Origin of the sequence: Massiliimalia timonensis, assembly GCF_900186585.1 — a bacterium.
In the GTDB taxonomy this organism is placed as follows: domain Bacteria; phylum Bacillota; class Clostridia; order Oscillospirales; family Ruminococcaceae; genus Massiliimalia; species Massiliimalia timonensis.
The window spans coordinates 505,411-522,378 of sequence record NZ_FYDD01000004.1 but is presented as its reverse complement, the minus strand read 5'-3'; the positions used below and the strand labels follow the sequence as shown (position 1 = coordinate 522,378).

Annotated in this window: 17 protein-coding genes; 7 read left to right on the top strand and 10 right to left on the bottom strand. The window is 47.5% G+C overall.

Annotated features, from left to right (window positions below; all coding sequences use genetic code 11):
- The first annotated feature begins 39 nt into the window (after nt 1-39).
- Nucleotides 40-858, top strand: a complete 819-nt coding sequence (locus CIB36_RS10300) for a sugar phosphate isomerase/epimerase family protein (protein WP_093989468.1) — start codon at nt 40-42, stop codon at nt 856-858.
- A 57-nt stretch (nt 859-915) separates the two neighbouring features.
- Here the strand turns inward: CIB36_RS10300 and sigK are convergent, their stop codons facing one another.
- On the bottom strand, nt 916-1,611 hold the full coding sequence (gene sigK / locus CIB36_RS10295; protein WP_093989467.1) for an RNA polymerase sporulation sigma factor SigK: 696 nt from the start codon (nt 1,609-1,611) through the stop codon (nt 916-918).
- A 157-nt stretch (nt 1,612-1,768) separates the two neighbouring features.
- Between sigK and CIB36_RS10290 the strand changes: the two genes are divergently transcribed.
- Nucleotides 1,769-4,084 (top strand): zinc ribbon domain-containing protein, encoded by a 2,316-nt coding sequence (locus tag CIB36_RS10290; protein ID WP_093989466.1) that lies wholly within the window; start codon nt 1,769-1,771, stop codon nt 4,082-4,084.
- A gap of 51 nt (nt 4,085-4,135) precedes the next feature.
- Here CIB36_RS10290 and CIB36_RS10285 read toward each other — a convergent pair whose 3' ends face one another.
- The 5 genes from CIB36_RS10285 to CIB36_RS10265 all read right to left on the bottom strand — a co-directional run bounded on the left by CIB36_RS10285 (nt 4,136) and on the right by CIB36_RS10265 (nt 9,751).
- Nucleotides 4,136-6,142 (bottom strand): glycoside hydrolase family 31 protein, encoded by a 2,007-nt coding sequence (locus CIB36_RS10285; RefSeq protein WP_093989465.1) that lies wholly within the window; start codon nt 6,140-6,142, stop codon nt 4,136-4,138.
- Nucleotides 6,143-6,160: 18 nt separating this feature from the next.
- Nucleotides 6,161-8,431 carry an alpha-xylosidase gene (gene yicI, locus CIB36_RS10280; protein ID WP_093989464.1) on the bottom strand — a complete coding sequence of 757 codons (2,271 nt, stop codon included), beginning with the start codon at nt 8,429-8,431 and terminating at the stop codon, nt 6,161-6,163.
- A gap of 176 nt (nt 8,432-8,607) precedes the next feature.
- Nucleotides 8,608-8,796 carry a DUF896 domain-containing protein gene (locus CIB36_RS10275; protein WP_093989463.1) on the bottom strand — a complete coding sequence of 63 codons (189 nt, stop codon included), beginning with the start codon at nt 8,794-8,796 and terminating at the stop codon, nt 8,608-8,610.
- 13 nt (nt 8,797-8,809) lie between these two features.
- Nucleotides 8,810-9,124, bottom strand: a complete 315-nt coding sequence (locus CIB36_RS10270) for a cupin domain-containing protein (RefSeq protein WP_093989462.1) — start codon at nt 9,122-9,124, stop codon at nt 8,810-8,812.
- A gap of 21 nt (nt 9,125-9,145) precedes the next feature.
- Complete coding sequence (locus CIB36_RS10265; RefSeq protein ID WP_093989461.1) at nt 9,146-9,751, bottom strand: pentapeptide repeat-containing protein; 606 nt, start codon at nt 9,749-9,751, stop codon at nt 9,146-9,148.
- Between the two features lie 243 nt (nt 9,752-9,994).
- On the opposite strand from CIB36_RS10265, the gene CIB36_RS10260 reads away from it, so the two are divergent.
- The 4 genes from CIB36_RS10260 (at nt 9,995) to CIB36_RS10245 (ending at nt 14,162) form a co-directional block, all read left to right on the top strand.
- Nucleotides 9,995-10,909, top strand: a complete 915-nt coding sequence (locus tag CIB36_RS10260) for a zinc dependent phospholipase C family protein (RefSeq protein WP_158662662.1) — start codon at nt 9,995-9,997, stop codon at nt 10,907-10,909.
- Nucleotides 10,910-10,927: 18 nt separating this feature from the next.
- The gene (locus CIB36_RS10255) at nt 10,928-12,205 is read left to right on the top strand and encodes an MFS transporter (protein WP_093989460.1); all 1,278 of its coding nucleotides are present in this window, start codon (nt 10,928-10,930) and stop codon (nt 12,203-12,205) included.
- A 74-nt stretch (nt 12,206-12,279) separates the two neighbouring features.
- Complete coding sequence (locus tag CIB36_RS10250) at nt 12,280-13,629, top strand: hemolysin family protein (RefSeq protein WP_093989459.1); 1,350 nt, start codon at nt 12,280-12,282, stop codon at nt 13,627-13,629.
- Between the two features lie 119 nt (nt 13,630-13,748).
- The gene (locus CIB36_RS10245; protein WP_093989458.1) at nt 13,749-14,162 is read left to right on the top strand and encodes a bis(5'-nucleosyl)-tetraphosphatase; all 414 of its coding nucleotides are present in this window, start codon (nt 13,749-13,751) and stop codon (nt 14,160-14,162) included.
- A 40-nt stretch (nt 14,163-14,202) separates the two neighbouring features.
- On the opposite strand, the gene CIB36_RS10240 is transcribed toward CIB36_RS10245, so the two are convergent.
- A complete protein-coding gene (locus CIB36_RS10240; RefSeq protein WP_093989457.1) occupies nt 14,203-14,739 on the bottom strand; it encodes a GNAT family N-acetyltransferase in 537 nt (178 codons plus the stop codon).
- Nucleotides 14,740-14,870: 131 nt separating this feature from the next.
- On the opposite strand from CIB36_RS10240, the gene CIB36_RS10235 reads away from it, so the two are divergent.
- Nucleotides 14,871-15,728: an LCP family glycopolymer transferase gene (locus CIB36_RS10235; RefSeq protein WP_093989456.1), complete on the top strand. Its 858-nt coding sequence runs from the start codon at nt 14,871-14,873 to the stop codon at nt 15,726-15,728.
- 29 nt (nt 15,729-15,757) lie between these two features.
- Here the strand turns inward: CIB36_RS10235 and CIB36_RS10230 are convergent, their stop codons facing one another.
- The 3 genes from CIB36_RS10230 to CIB36_RS10220 are packed head-to-tail and all read right to left on the bottom strand — an operon-like array spanning nt 15,758 to nt 16,833.
- The gene (locus CIB36_RS10230) at nt 15,758-16,099 is read right to left on the bottom strand and encodes a hypothetical protein (RefSeq protein WP_093989455.1); all 342 of its coding nucleotides are present in this window, start codon (nt 16,097-16,099) and stop codon (nt 15,758-15,760) included.
- Nucleotides 16,086-16,520: a hypothetical protein gene (locus CIB36_RS10225; protein ID WP_093989454.1), complete on the bottom strand. Its 435-nt coding sequence runs from the start codon at nt 16,518-16,520 to the stop codon at nt 16,086-16,088. The genes CIB36_RS10230 and CIB36_RS10225 overlap by 14 nt, the downstream gene beginning before the upstream one ends.
- Before the next feature lie 31 nt (nt 16,521-16,551).
- Nucleotides 16,552-16,833, bottom strand: coding sequence for a hypothetical protein (locus CIB36_RS10220; RefSeq protein WP_093989453.1), 282 nt, complete (start codon nt 16,831-16,833; stop codon nt 16,552-16,554).
- Between the last annotated feature and the right edge of the window lie 135 nt (nt 16,834-16,968).

Sequence of the window (16,968 nt, the reverse complement as noted above, 5' to 3'; positions counted from 1 at the left end):
TTTGCCGTAAAGATACGACCAAACAAGGAGGAACCTGTTATGAAAATCGCATATACCGGCTGGACGTGGCTTATTAACCACGAAGACAATTACAAATGGGAATTTGAACAATTTTTGAAAGAAGTTTCCGACCTAGGGTATCAAGCTGTAGAAAACTTTGCGTTTATCACCAAATATTTTGATAACGACGCAGACGAAGTCAACGGCTTACTAAAAAAATATAATCTGGAGCTGGTAAACCTTTACGAGCATTACACCAATGATCCTGAGGCTGATTATCAAAGCGCTTTAGAATACGTTGATTTCATGAAACGCACTGGTGCGACCTATTTGAATTTGCAGGGAGTTATGTGGGAAGACGCTCCAAATAACCGTCCAACTGACGACGCCCGCATCCGCGAATATGCAGAGCTCTCCAACAAAATCGGCAAGCTGTGCCGGGAAAACGGAATGTATGCCTGCTTCCATCCGCATGCTAACACTCCAGTATTTACCGAAGAACAGATCGACCTGCTGATGGAATATACTGATCCTGAACTCGTTTATCTATGTTTGGATACTGCACACACAACGCTGGCTGGAATGGATCCGGTCAAGGCCTTTGACAAATATGCGAGCCGCCTGGCATATGTCCATTTAAAGGATGTCGATCCAGACGAAACCGTTCATCCGGAATGGCCGATGAAGCGTTTCCGTCCATTAGGGGTTGGAACTGTTGATTTTAAAGGGATCTACAAATCCCTGCAAAAAAATGGTTACGATGGCGTCCTCTGCGTAGAATTGGATATTCAACCAGTCTGCAACTATAAATCAGCAATGGTCTCCAGACGTTATTTACATGATGTATTGGGCCTCTAAATCATATATTTGTTCCATCCGGAAAAAGCGTTGGTGCATTCTGCACCAACGCTTTTTCTACAATTCATCTCCTGCAAAGCATTTTCTTAACGTAGCGATCGCCTTCTTTTGGATGCGGGATACATAGGAACGGGAAATTTTTAGCTTTTTAGCAATTTCCCGCTGGGTCAGCGGTCTCCTTCCGTTAAGGCCATACCGCAGCTGGATAATCAATTTTTCCCGTTCATCCAGTTCTTTTTCGATGCAGCGATACAGCTTTTCTGATTTTAATCTCAGGTCGATCCGGTCTATCATACAGGTTTCATCCGCCACAAGATCCATCAAAGTCAGCGTGTTTCCATCTTTATCCGAATCAATCGGGTCGCTGATAGAAACGTCAGAAGCACTTTTCTTGATGTTTCGGAAATGCATTAGGATTTCATTTTCAATACACCTGCTGGCATACGTTGCGAATCGGGTGCCTTTATCATAGCTGAAAGTGCTGATAGATTTGATCAATCCAATCGTCCCAATAGAGATCAAATCATCCTGATCCCCGCTTAAAGCATAATATTTTTTGGCAATATGAGCAACCAATCTCAGATTATGTTCCACCAATTTTCCTCGTGCTTCTTCACTGCCTTGGCGCATTTCCTCAAAGCATTTTCGTTCTTCCTCCGCAGATAATGGTTTCGGAAATGTTCCTATTCCTTCAACATGTAATGCCAGAAACAACAATTTTTCCATTACCACAGAAATCCAGTCCATAAACATAACAATCTGCCACCTTTCTATACTGTATACATATGGCGCGCTGATTGTCCGAAATGTGTTCTTCTCTGGTTTTGATACGGATATTGACAGGACAACATGAACATAGTATGATTATTTTAATATCATTATTATTTTTCACCAAAAGGAGCGACAATCTATGGCTAAATTTTGTCCTTTCTGCGGCGTGCAGTTGGAAGATGAAAACTCGTTCTGCTATCATTGCGGAAAACAACAGCCTGATGCAGAATCGGGTTCTTTACTAGAACAAACTCCGCTTTCGAACTCTTTTCAAGGCGATCCTCCCTCTCCTATTCCAGAAATCCCCACTCCTGACGTTTCCTTTGCGAACACAGCAGAAACAAATGTCTGTTCAGAACCTGTAAAACCACCGAAAAAATTTTCCAAAAAGCAGCTTATCCTGCTTATTTCCGGCGCTGCTGTTCTCCTTTTGATCGTTCTGGCTCTTGTGATATTTTTCATTTTGAAGGGAACGGAGCAGCAACATCTGTTAATGTATCAAAAGAATGATGAAGTGCGGCTGACTCTTCCAGAATTAGACGGGGAAAACTTTTCGTTTGTCCATACGTCGGATTACTCATCTGAAGTTTACGGAGCGGTTTATGATAGCAAACAAAAAAATATGCTTTATATAGACCAGCAAGACAGTGAAAATCGTTGTTTATACTATCAGCCGCTAAACGGCAAGGCGCTTCGCAAAGGGGAACGCCTGTTAATTTCTGATCATGTGGAAGAATATGGATTTAGCTTTTCCAAAGATGAAAAAAGCGTCTATTATTTAGAAGAAGACGGTCGGCTTTATCGATATGACCTTTCCAAGCAAGAACCGGAATCCCTGTTCTCTGACGTGAGTTCTTTTTATTTTGACGCTGAAAATGACCGGCTTTATTTTCTGAATACTGATGACGGCCTCTTCTTCAAGGACCCGAACGGCAAAGAACCCAGCCGAAAAATTGCAGCTGACATCAAGGTGTTTGTTCCCTCCAAAAACGGAAAAACAGTATATTATCAAAAAGAGGATTCCCTGTACGCTTATGACATCGGTCAGGATGATTCCCAAAGGTTGACTGAGAATATTGATTCCATCGTACAATTATATCCGGATGGCACCTGTTATTTTACGACTAATGAAGAAACGAGCCGCCCTTTAAAAGAACTGATCAACGATGATATGGCTAAGGCAGATCAAGCGGAAAAAGAAGGGCAGGATATTTTAAGCTTTTCCAGATTTATTGACGCCGAGTGGTACGGGGAAAAATCTGAATCCAGTATCTTCTCTCCATACGTGGAAATTCTTTCTGTCAGCGACAATAAACTGACCTACCGTTTCAACGACTACATTGTCCAAGACTTTACCTCGGAAGCGCAAATACAGTCTGACGGCTCCGCTGTTACTGTGATTGATATGAAAGAAGGTGGAGAAGTTCATATTACGTTTACCCTCAGCAAAAAGGGGGACGATGTCGTGCTGCATGCTGAACAGGAATTAGTCCGGGAAGCGGAAGAGGGAAAAGGACAAGGATACTCTGCTGTCACCACCGGAGATTATACCTTATCCCCTTATTTCTACGAGCCGACCCCAGACTATGAATGGCGTGACAAGCTTCGGCAGGAAATAGAAAACAACACTTATGCATACACCAATACAATTCTTTATTATTACAATGGCACTGAGATTGTCCGTGTTGCAGAAAACATCTCCGAAGCAGGAACCTATTTGAACCCGGCAGAAAAACCAATTATCGAATATTCCAAGGAACTGGAAGAAGAACCGTTTCAAGTCAATTTGTCAGAAGCAAATAAATACACCACGGTCGGGGATTTGGCTCAATTGATCGATTCCGGGCGGGAATCCAATACGGTTTCCCAGCCATGCTTCGCCGTAAACGGGGTGGAAACCAGCATAGATGTAAACGGCCAATTTGCACAATCGTTCCAGTTTAATGAAGCTCACTCCGCTTATTACTATTTGCTGCGCGAACATGAGGAAGATCAAACGGGGACCCTTTATCGGGTAAAAGTCAGCGATGATGGGAAGCAACAGCCGGAAGCACTATATCAAAATGTTTCCCATTTCCTGTTAAGCGGTTCCCAGGTATGGTATTATCAGAATGTTTCTGAGGACAGAAATACAGCCGATCTGTATGTAGATGGAAAATGCTTTGCCAAAGGGGTAGCGCCTTATCTTTCTACTTTTTTAGAGGACGGCAAAGTCATGGTGATGAAAGATTACCGGCAGGACTCCCTTTCGGGTACGTTGGTGTTAATGGACAACGGTACAGAAACAGAGATTGCCCAAAACGTCCATGACTATGCTGCATATGACAGTTCTTATATCGCCATGATTCAGAACTACAGCACGGAATCCTACACCGGAGAACTTTTTGCATATGACGGCGGAAAGGAACTTATTTTCATCGATCGGGACGTTTCCAGTATCTTATGGCTTCAATAGACAAATAAAAAAGCAGTCAAATTTGACTGCTTTTTTATTTGTCTTTATTTTCTACTCTTGAATCGGAAGCTGTGCGCCGTTCTTTAAGAACAGCGGAATACAGTCGATCGGTGCATCAACGTCAATCATCTGACCGCCATCATAAGTTTCCTTAGTCCAAGCGTTGGTCCAGGAAGCCCCCTCAGGCAGATAGACGCTGCGTTTCAACTGCTTTGCATACATGACCGGAGCCACTAAAATGTCCGGCCCAAAAAGGTATTCATCTTCCACATCCCACGCCTTTTTATCCTGTGGGAAATCATAGAAGAGCGGACGCATCACCGGTGTCCCCTTTTCGTGTGCCTGTTTCATCTGTTCTGTCACATAAGGACGCAGACGTTCCCGTAAAAACAGGTATTTAGTGCAGATATCCAGCACTTCCGGAGAATAAGACCACACCTCGTTATCTGCGCCGGAAACACAGGTCGCGCCTCCAGTAGTGCCATACTGCGGTTTATGCGGCTCCCGGTCCCCATGCAGACGCATCACCGGGCAAAACGTGCCGTATTCAAACCAGCGGATCAACAGTTCGTGGAAATTTGGATCATCGACCCAGCCCCCATGGAAACCGCCAATATCAGTTGTCCACCATGGGATTCCAGCCAGTCCCATATTCAAACCAGCCGCAAACTGGTTTCTTAAAGAGGAAAAGCTGGAGTGAATATCGCCGGACCATACCAAGGCACCGTATTTTTGGGAGCCCGCCCATGCACAGCGCAACAGGTTCAGGATATTTTCCTGTCCCTGTTCCTGCATCCCGTCAAAAAATGTTTTGGCATACATGACCGGATACCAGTTTCCGACCTGTACGTTCGGCCCCAGATAGTAGCGGTAATTGTCAAAATCATACACTGTGTATTCCGGTTCCGCCTCGTCCAGCCAGAACAGCTTAACGCCTTTGTCATAGTAATTTTTCTTCGCCTTCTGCCAAACGTATTCCCGCGCTCCCGGATTGGTGGCGTCATAATGGATGGTGTTCCCTTGGAAATCCATCCCGATGCGGAACCCGCGGTCAGTGCGGATCAGGTAACCTTTTTCCATCATCTCGTCAAAATTTTCACTGCGGTAGTCTACCGTCGGCCAAATGGAAACCATCAGTTCGATCCCCATTTCTTTGAGTTCTGCGATCATAGCGTCCGGATCCGGCCAATAAGTTGGATCAAACTTCCATTCGCCTTGTAACGGCCAGTGGAAAAAGTCGATCACAATGACCGAAATCGGCAGTTTGCGCCGTTTATATTCCCGCGCCACCTCCAGCAGTTCTTCCTGCGTTTGGTAACGCAGCTTGCACTGCCAGAAGCCAGTCGCGTAATCCGGCATCATCGGAACGGTACCGGTTGCCTTGGCATAAGCTTCTTCCAGTTCCGCCGGAGTGTCGCCCGCGGTGATCCAGTAATCCATCAGCTTGGTGGACTGTGCCTCCCAGGTAGTGATATTCTTCCCAAAGGTAACACGGCCTACCGCAGGATTGTTCCACAAGAAGCCGTATCCCAGAGATGACAACGCAAACGGCACGCTTGCCTGAGAGTTCCTGTGCGCCAGTTCCAGGTCAGTTCCCTTCAAATCCAAGTATGGCTGCTGATACTGCCCCATACCATAGATCTTTTCGTCCGGCGCAGTAGATTCAAACCGCAGGGAAAGGTTATAGTCCCCGCCCAAAAGCGGACGGAATTCCCGCGCTTCAATATCCAGTGCCGAGCAGTATTCCGCTTTCACGTCACTGCGGTTGCGGACGTATTCGTTCAGCAGCAGGGTTCCGTCCCCACGGTGGAAGCTAAGCTTCCCGCCGGGAGTCATATTCGCCAGGATCTTCCCATTTCGGATGCTTGCCGAACCGTCCTCATAAAGCTGGATCTCGGCTTTGCAGTTGACCGGAGGCAGCAGCGCCCAGTCCTCTGACGGCATCTGCGCCATTTTGGTGGAACGCACCCGGAAGCTGTTTTCCCCCCAAGGCTCGATCCAAAGTTCTTCTGCGTCATAGTGGTATACGAGTTTGTTTTCTTCTGCACGAAAAGCCATCACTACGCTCCCTTTCTCTTACAAGGTAATAACAACCTCTTTTATCCCTTTGTCAGCAGTCACAGTCTGCCCAAACGCTTTTGCCTGCCATGGGTAGGCCGCGTTTTCCACAGAAACGGTAATGCGGTTTCCTTCCCGAACTGCGGTCACAGTTTCACCTAAGGTGCCGTCTACCCGGTAAACCTGCGCGCTCATTTTCACGCCATCCTCGGTTGGGTCAAGCTGATAGGTAATGCCATCTAAATATTCATAATCCGGACGGTCATCTACCTTGCCCACCGGCAAAATGCTGTTGACATTCACAAACAAGCCCAGTCCAAAGTAATCGTAAACGCGGTGGTACCAGCGTCCGCCTTCCAGTTCTTCCTCGTCGATCAGGCTTTTCCAGCTGCCCTGCGGCAGATAAAAATCCACCTCTCCGCGGTCATTGAAGACCGGCGCAACAACAATGTTATCGCCCATCTTGTACTGGCAGTCCAGATAATCGCAGGCACGGTCGTTCTGATGATCCATTACCATGCTTCTCATAACCGGTATACCGGTCTGATGCGCCTGACAGGAAACAGCAAACAGATACGGCATCAGGCTGCATTTCAGTTTTGTGAAGAAACGCAGGACATCAGAAGCCTCATCATCAAAGTTCCACGGCACACGGTAGCTGCTGCTGCCATGCAGACGGCTGTGGGTAGACAGCAGTCCAAACGCGCACCAGCGTTTGTACAAGTCCGGAGTCGCAGTGCTTTCAAAGCCGCTGATGTCATGGCTCCAGAAGGAGTACCCGCTCATGGAGAGGGACAGTCCTCCGCGCAGGGTTTCCGCCATGGATTCGTAGGTGCCGGAGCAGTCGCCGCCCCAATGGACTGGGAACTGCTGGCCGCCGGCGATCCCGGAACGCGCGAACAGCGCGGCCCCGCCTTTGCCAAAGTTCTTTTCCAGCACCTCAAATACCGCTTTATTATAAAGATGTGTATAGTAGTTGTGCATTCTTTCCGGGTCGGATCCGTCGTAATAAACCACATCTGTCGGGATCCTTTCGCCGAAGTCGGTTTTAAAGCAGTCCACGCCCATATCGATGAGTTCCTGCAATTTGTCCTGATACCACTTCACCGCCGCCGGGTTGGTAAAATCGACCAAGCCCATGCCGGCCTGCCACATATCCCACTGCCAAACATCGCCGTTTGCCTTTTTCAGCAGGTAGCCGTGATCCATCCCTTCCTGGAACATAGTAGAAAGCTGCCCGATATAGGGGTTGATCCATACGCAGATCTTCAGCCCTTTTTCTTTCATCCGTGCCAGCATTGCTTTCGGGTCAGGGAACATTTTTTCATCAAATGTAAAGTCGCACCATCTGAACTCCCGCATCCAGAAGCAGTCATAGTGGAAGACATGCAGCGGAATGTCCCGCTCAGCCATGCCGTCTACAAACTGGTTGACGGTATCCTCGTCATAGCTGGTGGTAAACGAGGTGGTCAGCCACAACCCAAAACTCCATGCCGGAGGCAAAGCCGGCTTCCCGGTCAGGGCAGTGTAATTTTCCATCACTTCGTGCAGGGTTTCCCCGCCGATGACATGGTATTCCAACTGTTCTTCCGGAACAGTAAACTGGATCTTAGAAACTACCTCGCTTGCAATTTCATAAGAAACCTTGCCAGTATAGTTAACAAATACCCCGTAGCCGCGGTTTGTCATATAAAACGGGACGTTTTTATATGCGATCTCTGTGCAGGTGCCGCCGTCTTCCGCCCACATTTCCACGGTCTGTCCGTTTTTGGCAAACGGTGTGAAGCGTTCACCCAGTCCATAAACCGCTTCCCCTACGCTCAGGTTCAGCATCTCACGCATGTAAATGTTTTTGTCTGCGTCTTTAATATATGCCATCCCGGTCAGGTTGTCCCCAGTCGAGGTGAGCAGACGGTCTTTATAGTAATAAGAGATAGAGAACTGGTCTCCTTTTTTGATATGCGCGGTGGTGTCCCCGCTTCTGAAGACCACTTCTGTTTCGGTTTCAGTTACAGAAGTATCTGCCTTTTCGCAGAACAGCTCATGGTCCGGGCCATGGTTCACCACCCCTTTAAAATGGGAAGCGCGCACCCCGATCACATTGTTTCGTGGTGAAAACAATTCTACCGTCAGCACCGGCAGATTCAGCGTTTGCCCCCGGTCGCGGATCACTGTGGTAGGGACGGTGATCTGAACGCCGTTTTCCGTTGCAAATACCTCATAGGTTTGTTTGGCTTTCAGAATGGTGACCCCATCTTTCACACACCACATTCCGTTTAAAAACTTCATATCTTTTTCTCCTTTTGATAAAATTCCCCCGCATCGTGCTCGCTCACGATTATGGTTACATTGTAATACTTTTCTAAAAAAATTGCAATCCATTCCGCAAGAATCTAAAAAATTTTTCAATGAAACGATAGAAAAGAAAAAAACGCCGGAACCCTTTCCCAGATCCGGCGTTTTTATTACGAATTTGGAATATTTTTTCCGCGTGCATTTTTGATATGCTCCAGATGCGCGCGCAAATTGGCTTTATAGGCGTCAATGTACTCCCTGCGCAGAAGGGACTGCTCCTCCAGTTCTTCCGGAGTCAGTTCTGCTTCCTTCGCTTTTCTGGCAAGTTCATTGATCCTGTCTATTTTCTTCTGTTCCATAATATCTCCCTTTCTAATCCTTGCTAAATACGCAGAGCCAAACGCATTTTGGCTCTGCGGAGGTTTCTAAGATCCTGTGGCGGCAATGCGCCTTTAAAAGCAGAGTATCGCCTGCCTCCAAAATCACGGTCTGTTCCTCAATCTCCAAGACAGCTCTACCCTGCAATACACTCACCCATTCCGTTTCCTCCTGGTCATACCAGAAGCCGGGCGGGGATTTCTGCCCGCTGGAAATGATCCGTTCCACCCGGACGGATGGGGATTCAAACAGTACCTGAGTCACCTCTTCTTCAAAGCCGGTAATCCCGTCAAAGGAAAACAGGTTCATATCACGTCTTCCTTTCCTGCGCTATCCAACGATCCCGCCCAAGCATTCAGCGATCACTACCGCCTGTTCCAGATCGATCTTTGTTTTTCCCAGCTTGACATCGTTCATATAAACCCCATCCAGCCTGCTTTCCCGGATATCCGCATGGTTTAGCCTTGCCCCGGAAAGCAGCGCGCCGCTAAGATCCGCTCCATGCATGACGACATATTCCATATTGCACTTGCGCAGGTCAGCATTGGAAAAGTTGATATCACTTAAGTCCATCCGTCTGAAATCGCTGTCCATAAAATTGGCAAAAGAATAATTGCCCCGTACCAGAGAGATACCAGTCAGGTCAGCATCGGTAAAGATACTGCCCGTTCCCTTGCAGTCTGTCAGGGTGGCACAGAACAATGCCGTGCCAAAAAATTTGCAGTTCAAAAACGCCGAATTTTTATGCTTAGAGCCGTTTAGCTTTGCGTAAGACAAATCGCACCGGTCAAAGATACAATTTCTTGTCACTGCCTGAGATAAATTTACCCCGCGGAAATTGCATTCTCTGAATTCATACCCAATCAGTTCCAACTCCTGAAAATTTTCCGATGTAAAATCATGTCTCTGGTATTGCTTTACCTCTTTAATAAACATTCCCTTTTCCCGCCTGCCGCTTCTTCAAATGATTTTTGTTCTATCATACCACACACACCCAAAAAAGCCAACCTGAAAAAGAGAATAATTTTTTTGATAAGCCTTTCCTTTTTTCTGTGTAGAAATCAAAAATTTGTCTTGAATCCCTATTTCGAATCCAGTATAATGAAAACAGTTGTATCAATAATTAAAAAGGCCTGCGGGAATACTAACACCAATAGCTATGAGGAGTGTAGTTTGACCATGCCAGATATTACCACCCATATCCTGTTTGGAAGGGAAGTTGGCGCAAAGCTGTCTGCTTCGCTTCAGCAGATGATCCGGCAGCATCCCGCTGCCTTTTATTTTGGCACGCAGGGACCTGATCTGTTCTTTTTCCGCAAAGCGCTGCCGCATACTAATCCCATCCACCGCTATGGAAGTATCATCCATAAGCACCGGGTCCCTCAGACTCTTGCTTTTTGCCAGAAAATCATGCGGGACCCAGCGGCACCCGATGCGCTGAAAGCCTATCTAATAGGATTTTACTGTCATTATTTTCTGGACAGCACCCTGCATCCTTACGTCTATTTCCTGACCGGGAGGATCTGCGAAAGGGTGCCGGATCATCCTTCTGCGGTTCATGCGAAAATCGAGGCGGAACTGGACAGTGTGTTTTGCGCCCATTTCCTGCATATCCCCGTTTCGCAGTTTCCGGTAACGCGGTATTTCCGCATCCCGGAAGAAGACAAAAACGCGATCTCCCTTTGGTACCAGACATTATTGAAAGAAGTGTTCCGCCTCCCGGCTGGTTTGAAAAATATCCGGCACTGTTTTGGCGATTTTTCTCAGCTTGGCGCGGCCTTTTACGCCCATCCGTACATTCTAAGCGGGCTCGGTGCGTTCCTATCCAAGCTCTATCAGCCGGCGCAGATCATTGCCGCGCATATTAAATCCCCACAAGTCACACGGGACACCGCCAACCTGAAACACCGCCCATGGCATCATCCTGATGATCATAAGTTGGTTTCCCGTCAGTCTGCCTTTGACCTGTTCGACGAAGCGGAACGTTCCGCGGTTTTGGCCTTAAAAGCCGTTTTCCAGCCAGAAAAAACACTTGCCGCGCTGCCGTTCCCGGTGACACGGAATTTCAGCGGAAATATCCTTGACAAAAAATAAAAACTTGAGGTGTGCCTTATGCGTATCATCGACCGACTCAAATCAAACGAACTTATCTCGGCATTTTTAGATCTTTCCGGCAACCCCAAAGCGTGTGTCTGCACCGAACCGCTCTGGTATATCCCTTATAATCTGTTCATTCCATTCGCAACGGTTTACATGTTCAACCTGGGGCTCAACGATTCTCAAATTGGCCTGATCGCCTCGATCGGTATGGTGCTGCAAATGTTCTCGGCGTTTTTAGGCGGGGTGATCACCGACAAATTCGGCAGACGGAAAACCTCGTTTGTTGTCGACGTGATCTCTTGGTCGATCCCCTGCCTTCTTTGGGCGTTCGCGCAAAACTTCTGGTGGTTTTTAGCAGCCGCCAGCTTAAACAGCATTCTGCACATCTGTTCCAACTCCTGGAACTGCCTTTTGGTGGAAGACTGCGACAAATCCAAGCTGGTCAATGTTTTTTCCATGATCCAGATGTGCGGGCTGTTCGCCGTATTCATCGCGCCTCTTTCCGCGCTGTTGGTCGATCATTTCAGCCTGATCCCGGTCGTCCGGTGTTTATACATATTCTCCTGCTTGTCCATGACTGCAAAGTTTTACCTGCTGTACCGTTTTTCCACCGAAACGAAACAAGGGATAAAACGGATGGAAGAAACAAAGCATGTGTCGATTTTTAAATTGCTGGCTGGATATAAGGATGTCTTTTTTAAGATGATCCGCTCCCGCGCTATGCTGATCGTTTTACTGGTTATGGTATCCTATCATGTCACCGATACCACGACCCTGAACTTTTTCGGGATCTACGCCACCCAGACCCTGCATGTGCCGGACAGCTATCTGGCGATCTTCCCTATCATCCGGGCCGCGATCATGCTGATCTTTATTCTGATGTTTCAGGCAAGGATTAACCGTCTGCCTTACCGCCCGGTCATGCTCTGCGGTTACGGACTGTTCATGCTGTCCCATATCCTGCTTTTGATAGCGCCTCACGAAAACCCGTTCTATCTAATGTTCTACACCTTGGTAGAAGCCTGCTCGCTGGTGTGTATCGTCCCGCGGAAAGATTCGCTTAACGCCCTGTTTGTGGATGAACAGGAGCGAAGCCGGGTCAGCGGTTTGATCTTTATGACCATGGTAGGGGTGGCTTCCCCGTTTGGCTGGATCGCCGGGCTACTTTCCAGTGTGGATCGCAGGTTCCCGTTCATCCTAAATATCGTGATTTTCGTGATCGTATCCATTGCGGTGCTCTGCTCCAAAGAGATCACCATGCTGGACCGAAAGATCCGGGACGGCGAATAAAGGACGCAGATATTGACTTTTTACCACAGACAAGGTATCATTATTTTATCTGAACGTTTGAAAGGGGTTAAAAAATGGACGACATCGGGCGATGGTGCCTATTTTTATTGTTTCTCATTTTAAGTTTTCTTTTTTGTGCGGCTAAAACAGCCTTATCCTCCTATAATGAATCCAAACTGGAGGAACTGGCCGACGGGCACAAAAACAGCGAAAAATTACTCCATTTGCTTAAAACACATTCAGAAAGCAGACAGGTCTTCCGCATGGAAACCAGCCATTTGATCTGCGTCATGGCTGCTTGTGCTTTTGGTATGATACTGGGGCTTGCCTACCTGGAAGCGCCGATCCAGCTTCTGAAGCAGATGATTTTACAACCGGCTTTGCAAACCTTGGTTGCTATTTTAATGATCATTGCAGCGTTTTTGGCGGTCGTCTGTCTGATCTTAGCCTTTTCCCATGTCCTGCCAAAAAGGATTTTTCAGAAAAAGGCTGAAAGTTTTCTTTTATCTTTTTATCCTATGGTACGGAAAGCTTCCTTTCTGTTTTATCCAGTCGGCGGACTGGCTTCTCTGCTGGGGAGCGGGGTCGCGCGGCTGTTTGGTTACCGTCCCTCCTCCGACAACGACGCTGTCACCGAAGAGGAGATCCGCAACATGGTAGATGCCGGCGGGGAAACCGGCGTGCTGGAGCAGGAAGAACGGGAAATGATCAACAACATTTTTGACTTTGATGACAAGGATGTGTCCGATCTGATGACCCACCGAACCGATATTGTCGGGCTGGAACTCCATGCCAAAATCAGCGACGTTGTTTATCACGCCATCAACGACGGCTTTTCCCGGATCCCGGTTTATGAAAACGATTTAGACAATATCAAGGGAATCATTTATGTCAAGGACCTGTTGTGTCTAGTGGGATGCACCTCGTCCGAGGACTTTCAAATTCAGGATTTTCTTCGGGAAGCGATTTATGTCCCGGAAGCAAAACGGTGCAGCGACCTGTTAAAGATATTCAAAACAAAAAAAGCGCACATGGCAGTCGTTGTGGATGATTATGGCGGCACTGCCGGGATCGTCACCATGGAGGACTTGTTGGAATCCATTGTCGGGAATATTCAGGACGAATACGACGATGAGCAGGAGGCGATCGTCCCGCTGGAAGACGGTTCCTATCTGCTTGACGGCTCCACTGATTTGGAAGAAATGGAAAAGTTCTTTCATCTGCACTTTGACGTGGACGAAGATATCGACACGGTCGGCGGTTTGATCACCAATACCTTAGGGGCCATCCCCGGAGATGACGAACAGCCGGAATTGACCATAGAACGCCTTCATTTAAAGGTGATTTCTGTACAGGACCAGCGGATCGAGCGTGTGAAAGCAACTGTTCTGACGGAAAATAACCAAAATCAAACCGCGGAATAAAAGATATGGGGACCTCCCCATATCTTTTTTAATTGTAAAAAAAGTTTGAAAGGGAATGATTTTTTCGTCAAAATGTGTTATCATATATTTTAGTTATCAAGATAGAAAGAAGGTTCTCTATGCAATATGAGAAATCTTGTGGTGCGATCGTGTTCCGCAAATACCACGGGAATACAGAATTATTGCTGATCAAGCACGCCAACGGCGGGCATTGGTCCTTTCCAAAGGGGCATGTGGAATCTCAAGAAACAGAAGAGGAGACCGCAGTCCGCGAGGTGAAAGAAGAAACCGGCATTGATATTATGATCGACACCTCCTTCCGGGAAGTTGTTTCCTATTCCCCGAAAAAGGACACGGTCAAAGATGTGATCTATTTTTTAGGCATGGCCAAAAATTTTGACTTTACTCCCCAGCCGGAGGAAATTTCGCAGATCAAATGGGTGGAGATCAGCCGGGTCCACCAGATCTTGAGCTACGACAACGACCGCCAGCTGGCTAATAAGGTAAAAGCGTTGATCAAATACAGCTATTGATGCCAAACGGTGAGAGAAATATTTCTCTCACCGTTTCTTTTTATCCTAGGTACTCCTCTATTTTCAGCAGGTAGCATTCGTGGTCATATACTTCCCCGTTATACAATACCTCTGCCTCCTGCAAGACCCCCTCGGCTTCAAATCCGCATTTCAGCAATACACGCCGGGAACGTTCATTAAACGGGTAACAGGTTGCAGACACCGCCCTGAGCTTAAGCTCTTCAAATGCATATCGCAATACTCCGCGGACGGCTTCGGTCATAAAACCGTTTCCCCATGCCGTTTCGCTTAAAGAATATCCGATCGTCATGATCCGGGGGTTCTCCCGTTTTTCATCCTCCATCAATCCAACTGTCCCAATCAAGATTTGGGTATCCAGGCGTTCTATCGCCCAAACATTGGGAGAGCTAAACACTTCGCGGATCAGCTGCTTGGTTTCCTCCGCCGTTTCGTGCGGTTTCCATCCGGCATTAGGGCCAAGGTTTGGCTCGGCGCAAATCGCAAACAGCGCGTCTGCATCTGCCTCCACCACCGGCCGGAGCCGCAGGCGCTTCGTCAGTAAAACAGGAGCCTGCATAAAAACACCTCTCTTTATTTATCAGTCAAGCTTATCATACCATGGGCCGCCGCTTTTCTCAAGGCGCTGTTTAACTTTTTTGAAAAGCGTCCATACTCTTAGCAAGAATCCAAGAGAAAGGACGGCCTGCTATGGAAAAACCATCGCGCTCTTCTTATCGTATCTTCTGGAATACCTTTTTTATCACCCTGCTTTGTCTTGGTGTGGTGTTCGCCCTTTTTTATTTTATTACCATGCGCCCTGCAAAAGAGGTGACGCAGAACCAAGTGTCTGTCCCGGTAGAGGGATCCGCCTACACCCCGGCGGCTTCAGACAGTCAGAACATCCTTGTCATCGGCTGTGAGGAACGGGAAAAAGACGCTGTTTTTTTCCTGCTGCTTCGGTTTGATGCGCAGGATAACTGCTGTTATGTTGTCCCGCTTCCCCCAGAGGCGGAATCCACCGTGAACGTCAAAACCATGTCGCTGGGCGAACACTATCGCTACGGAGGGCATGAATACGCCTTGTCCGGTGCAGAAAACCTGTTTTTGATACACATACAAAAATATATCCGGATGGACCAGAATTCAATCGCCTCTATGGTTGATTTTTTTGGCGGGATGGAATTGGATCTCTCCCGCGGGATCGATACAAAAAATTATCACTTTGACGCGGCAAAACAACAAATTGACGGCTCCCGTGCAGCCGAGCTTCTCCTGCTTGGGGATACCTCTTTAAACAGCGCCGTCACCTGTAACTTTATCAACCAATGCCTGACCGAAGACCTAACAGACAACCGGCAGGATTTTTATTCGATCCTGTTTAACGAATGTGATACCGGCTTCACCTCATTGGATTTATCAAATTTGGCGATGCCCATCAAGTTGTTTTTGAATAAAACAGAGGATAAGGCTGTCCCGATTGAGATCGACGGGGAATACACAGAAAACGGGACCCGTTTTCTTCCCAGCGAAGCGGCAATTGCAGATATTCAGGAGATCTTCTCATAAAAAAGCAGTGGCTTAAAGCCACTGCTTTTTTATATCAGTAAATAACACAATGCCAGGATCAGTTTTGTATCCGCCCCTTCCCGCAGCAGCAAAACGATCAGTAAAAGAAGCAGGGCTTTCTCTTGATCCAAATCCATGTTTTTTAAGAAACTGGACAGTCCTGAACTCATCGTTTTTTGCTCTGCAACGGGTTGGGGCTGTTCTGACGGCGCTGGTATGTTCACGCGCTGGGCCCCTGTATGCCGCGGCGCCGGCGCTGGAGACGAGGTACGCAGTTTTTCATTGGCGCGGCGCTGCATCTCCCGGACACGCCGGATCGCGTCGCGCTGCATTGCCATCATGTCGCCGCCATTGTAACTATTTTCTGCCATCTCCCAACAACCCTCCTAACAATCCGCTTTCCTGAATCATCGGCAATAAGGAAAACAGTTGCAGCATCCGGATCGCCTTGTCGATCTTTTGTTGCCGGCTATCCGAAAAATGAGGTTTTAACGCCTGTAATAACCGGGTGTTGTTGTCCTCCATATTCATGGAGCTGACAATTTTTTGAACCTGCATCAACATATTCAGGTCCAGCCCGGATAGGTCCAGTTTGTTCTCTGCGCCGGAAGATGGTGCTTCTTCCTGTTTTGGCTGGGAGGCTCCCCCCAGCATACCGGACAGCTGCGACAGATCCGGCATCTGGCTGTTATTTTCCCCATCCATTCCTAACATTTCCGCTACGCTTTTCAGCTGCTGCTGGCCTTCCTCGCTGGAAAGGATCCCTTGCAGCTTCGATAACAGGTCATCCATGCCGGTCCCCCCTCAGGTCCATTTTGCTTACCTATTTTCCTTGAAATAATTTTTTCATCAACATCTTTGCCTGCGGTGTTTCCATCAATTTTTTTGCCTTCTCCGGATCTTTTAAGATCTCCTGAAAGCTTTGCGCCTGTTTTGCCGGAAGCTTCCGAACGATGTCATCCAGCTTTCCGCTATCGATCTGCTGCTTCAACTGCTGCGGACTGGTGCCGATCGTCTGGCTGGCTTTCCCGATTAGATCGCCCATATCCTTGCTGTGAAATTTTTGCCCGGAATTGGGCTTCTGGTTCCCTCTTTGATTCATCATAAACAACTCCCTTCCTAGTATTCTATTTCCAATTCCCTTTTTTCGTGATATAATCAGATTAATTTCTATTTCCCCTTTTGAAAGGGGTTGTTAGTATCTTATTCCCTGTAAATCGGAAATAGAACAGGAAAGGGG

Excerpts from the sequence above, each read along its gene's own strand:
- sigK (WP_093989467.1), bottom strand. The coding sequence starts at position 1,611 with ATGTTTATGGACTGGATTTCTGTGGTAATGGAAAAATTGTTGTTTCTG.
- CIB36_RS10240 (WP_093989457.1), bottom strand. The coding sequence starts at position 14,739 with ATGCAGGCTCCTGTTTTACTGACGAAGCGCCTGCGGCTCCGGCCGGTG.
- CIB36_RS10230 (WP_093989455.1), bottom strand. The coding sequence starts at position 16,099 with ATGGCAGAAAATAGTTACAATGGCGGCGACATGATGGCAATGCAGCGC.
- CIB36_RS10225 (WP_093989454.1), bottom strand. The coding sequence starts at position 16,520 with ATGGATGACCTGTTATCGAAGCTGCAAGGGATCCTTTCCAGCGAGGAA.
- CIB36_RS10260 (WP_158662662.1), top strand. The coding sequence starts at position 9,995 with ATGCCAGATATTACCACCCATATCCTGTTTGGAAGGGAAGTTGGCGCA.
- CIB36_RS10300 (WP_093989468.1), top strand. The coding sequence starts at position 40 with ATGAAAATCGCATATACCGGCTGGACGTGGCTTATTAACCACGAAGAC.
- CIB36_RS10285 (WP_093989465.1), bottom strand. The coding sequence starts at position 6,142 with ATGGCTTTTCGTGCAGAAGAAAACAAACTCGTATACCACTATGACGCA.
- CIB36_RS10265 (WP_093989461.1), bottom strand. The coding sequence starts at position 9,751 with ATGTTTATTAAAGAGGTAAAGCAATACCAGAGACATGATTTTACATCG.
- CIB36_RS10245 (WP_093989458.1), top strand. The coding sequence starts at position 13,749 with ATGCAATATGAGAAATCTTGTGGTGCGATCGTGTTCCGCAAATACCAC.
- CIB36_RS10270 (WP_093989462.1), bottom strand. The coding sequence starts at position 9,124 with ATGAACCTGTTTTCCTTTGACGGGATTACCGGCTTTGAAGAAGAGGTG.
- yicI (WP_093989464.1), bottom strand. The coding sequence starts at position 8,431 with ATGAAGTTTTTAAACGGAATGTGGTGTGTGAAAGATGGGGTCACCATT.
- CIB36_RS10290 (WP_093989466.1), top strand. The coding sequence starts at position 1,769 with ATGGCTAAATTTTGTCCTTTCTGCGGCGTGCAGTTGGAAGATGAAAAC.
- CIB36_RS10250 (WP_093989459.1), top strand. The coding sequence starts at position 12,280 with ATGGACGACATCGGGCGATGGTGCCTATTTTTATTGTTTCTCATTTTA.
- CIB36_RS10220 (WP_093989453.1), bottom strand. The coding sequence starts at position 16,833 with ATGATGAATCAAAGAGGGAACCAGAAGCCCAATTCCGGGCAAAAATTT.
- CIB36_RS10275 (WP_093989463.1), bottom strand. The coding sequence starts at position 8,796 with ATGGAACAGAAGAAAATAGACAGGATCAATGAACTTGCCAGAAAAGCG.
- CIB36_RS10255 (WP_093989460.1), top strand. The coding sequence starts at position 10,928 with ATGCGTATCATCGACCGACTCAAATCAAACGAACTTATCTCGGCATTT.
- CIB36_RS10235 (WP_093989456.1), top strand. The coding sequence starts at position 14,871 with ATGGAAAAACCATCGCGCTCTTCTTATCGTATCTTCTGGAATACCTTT.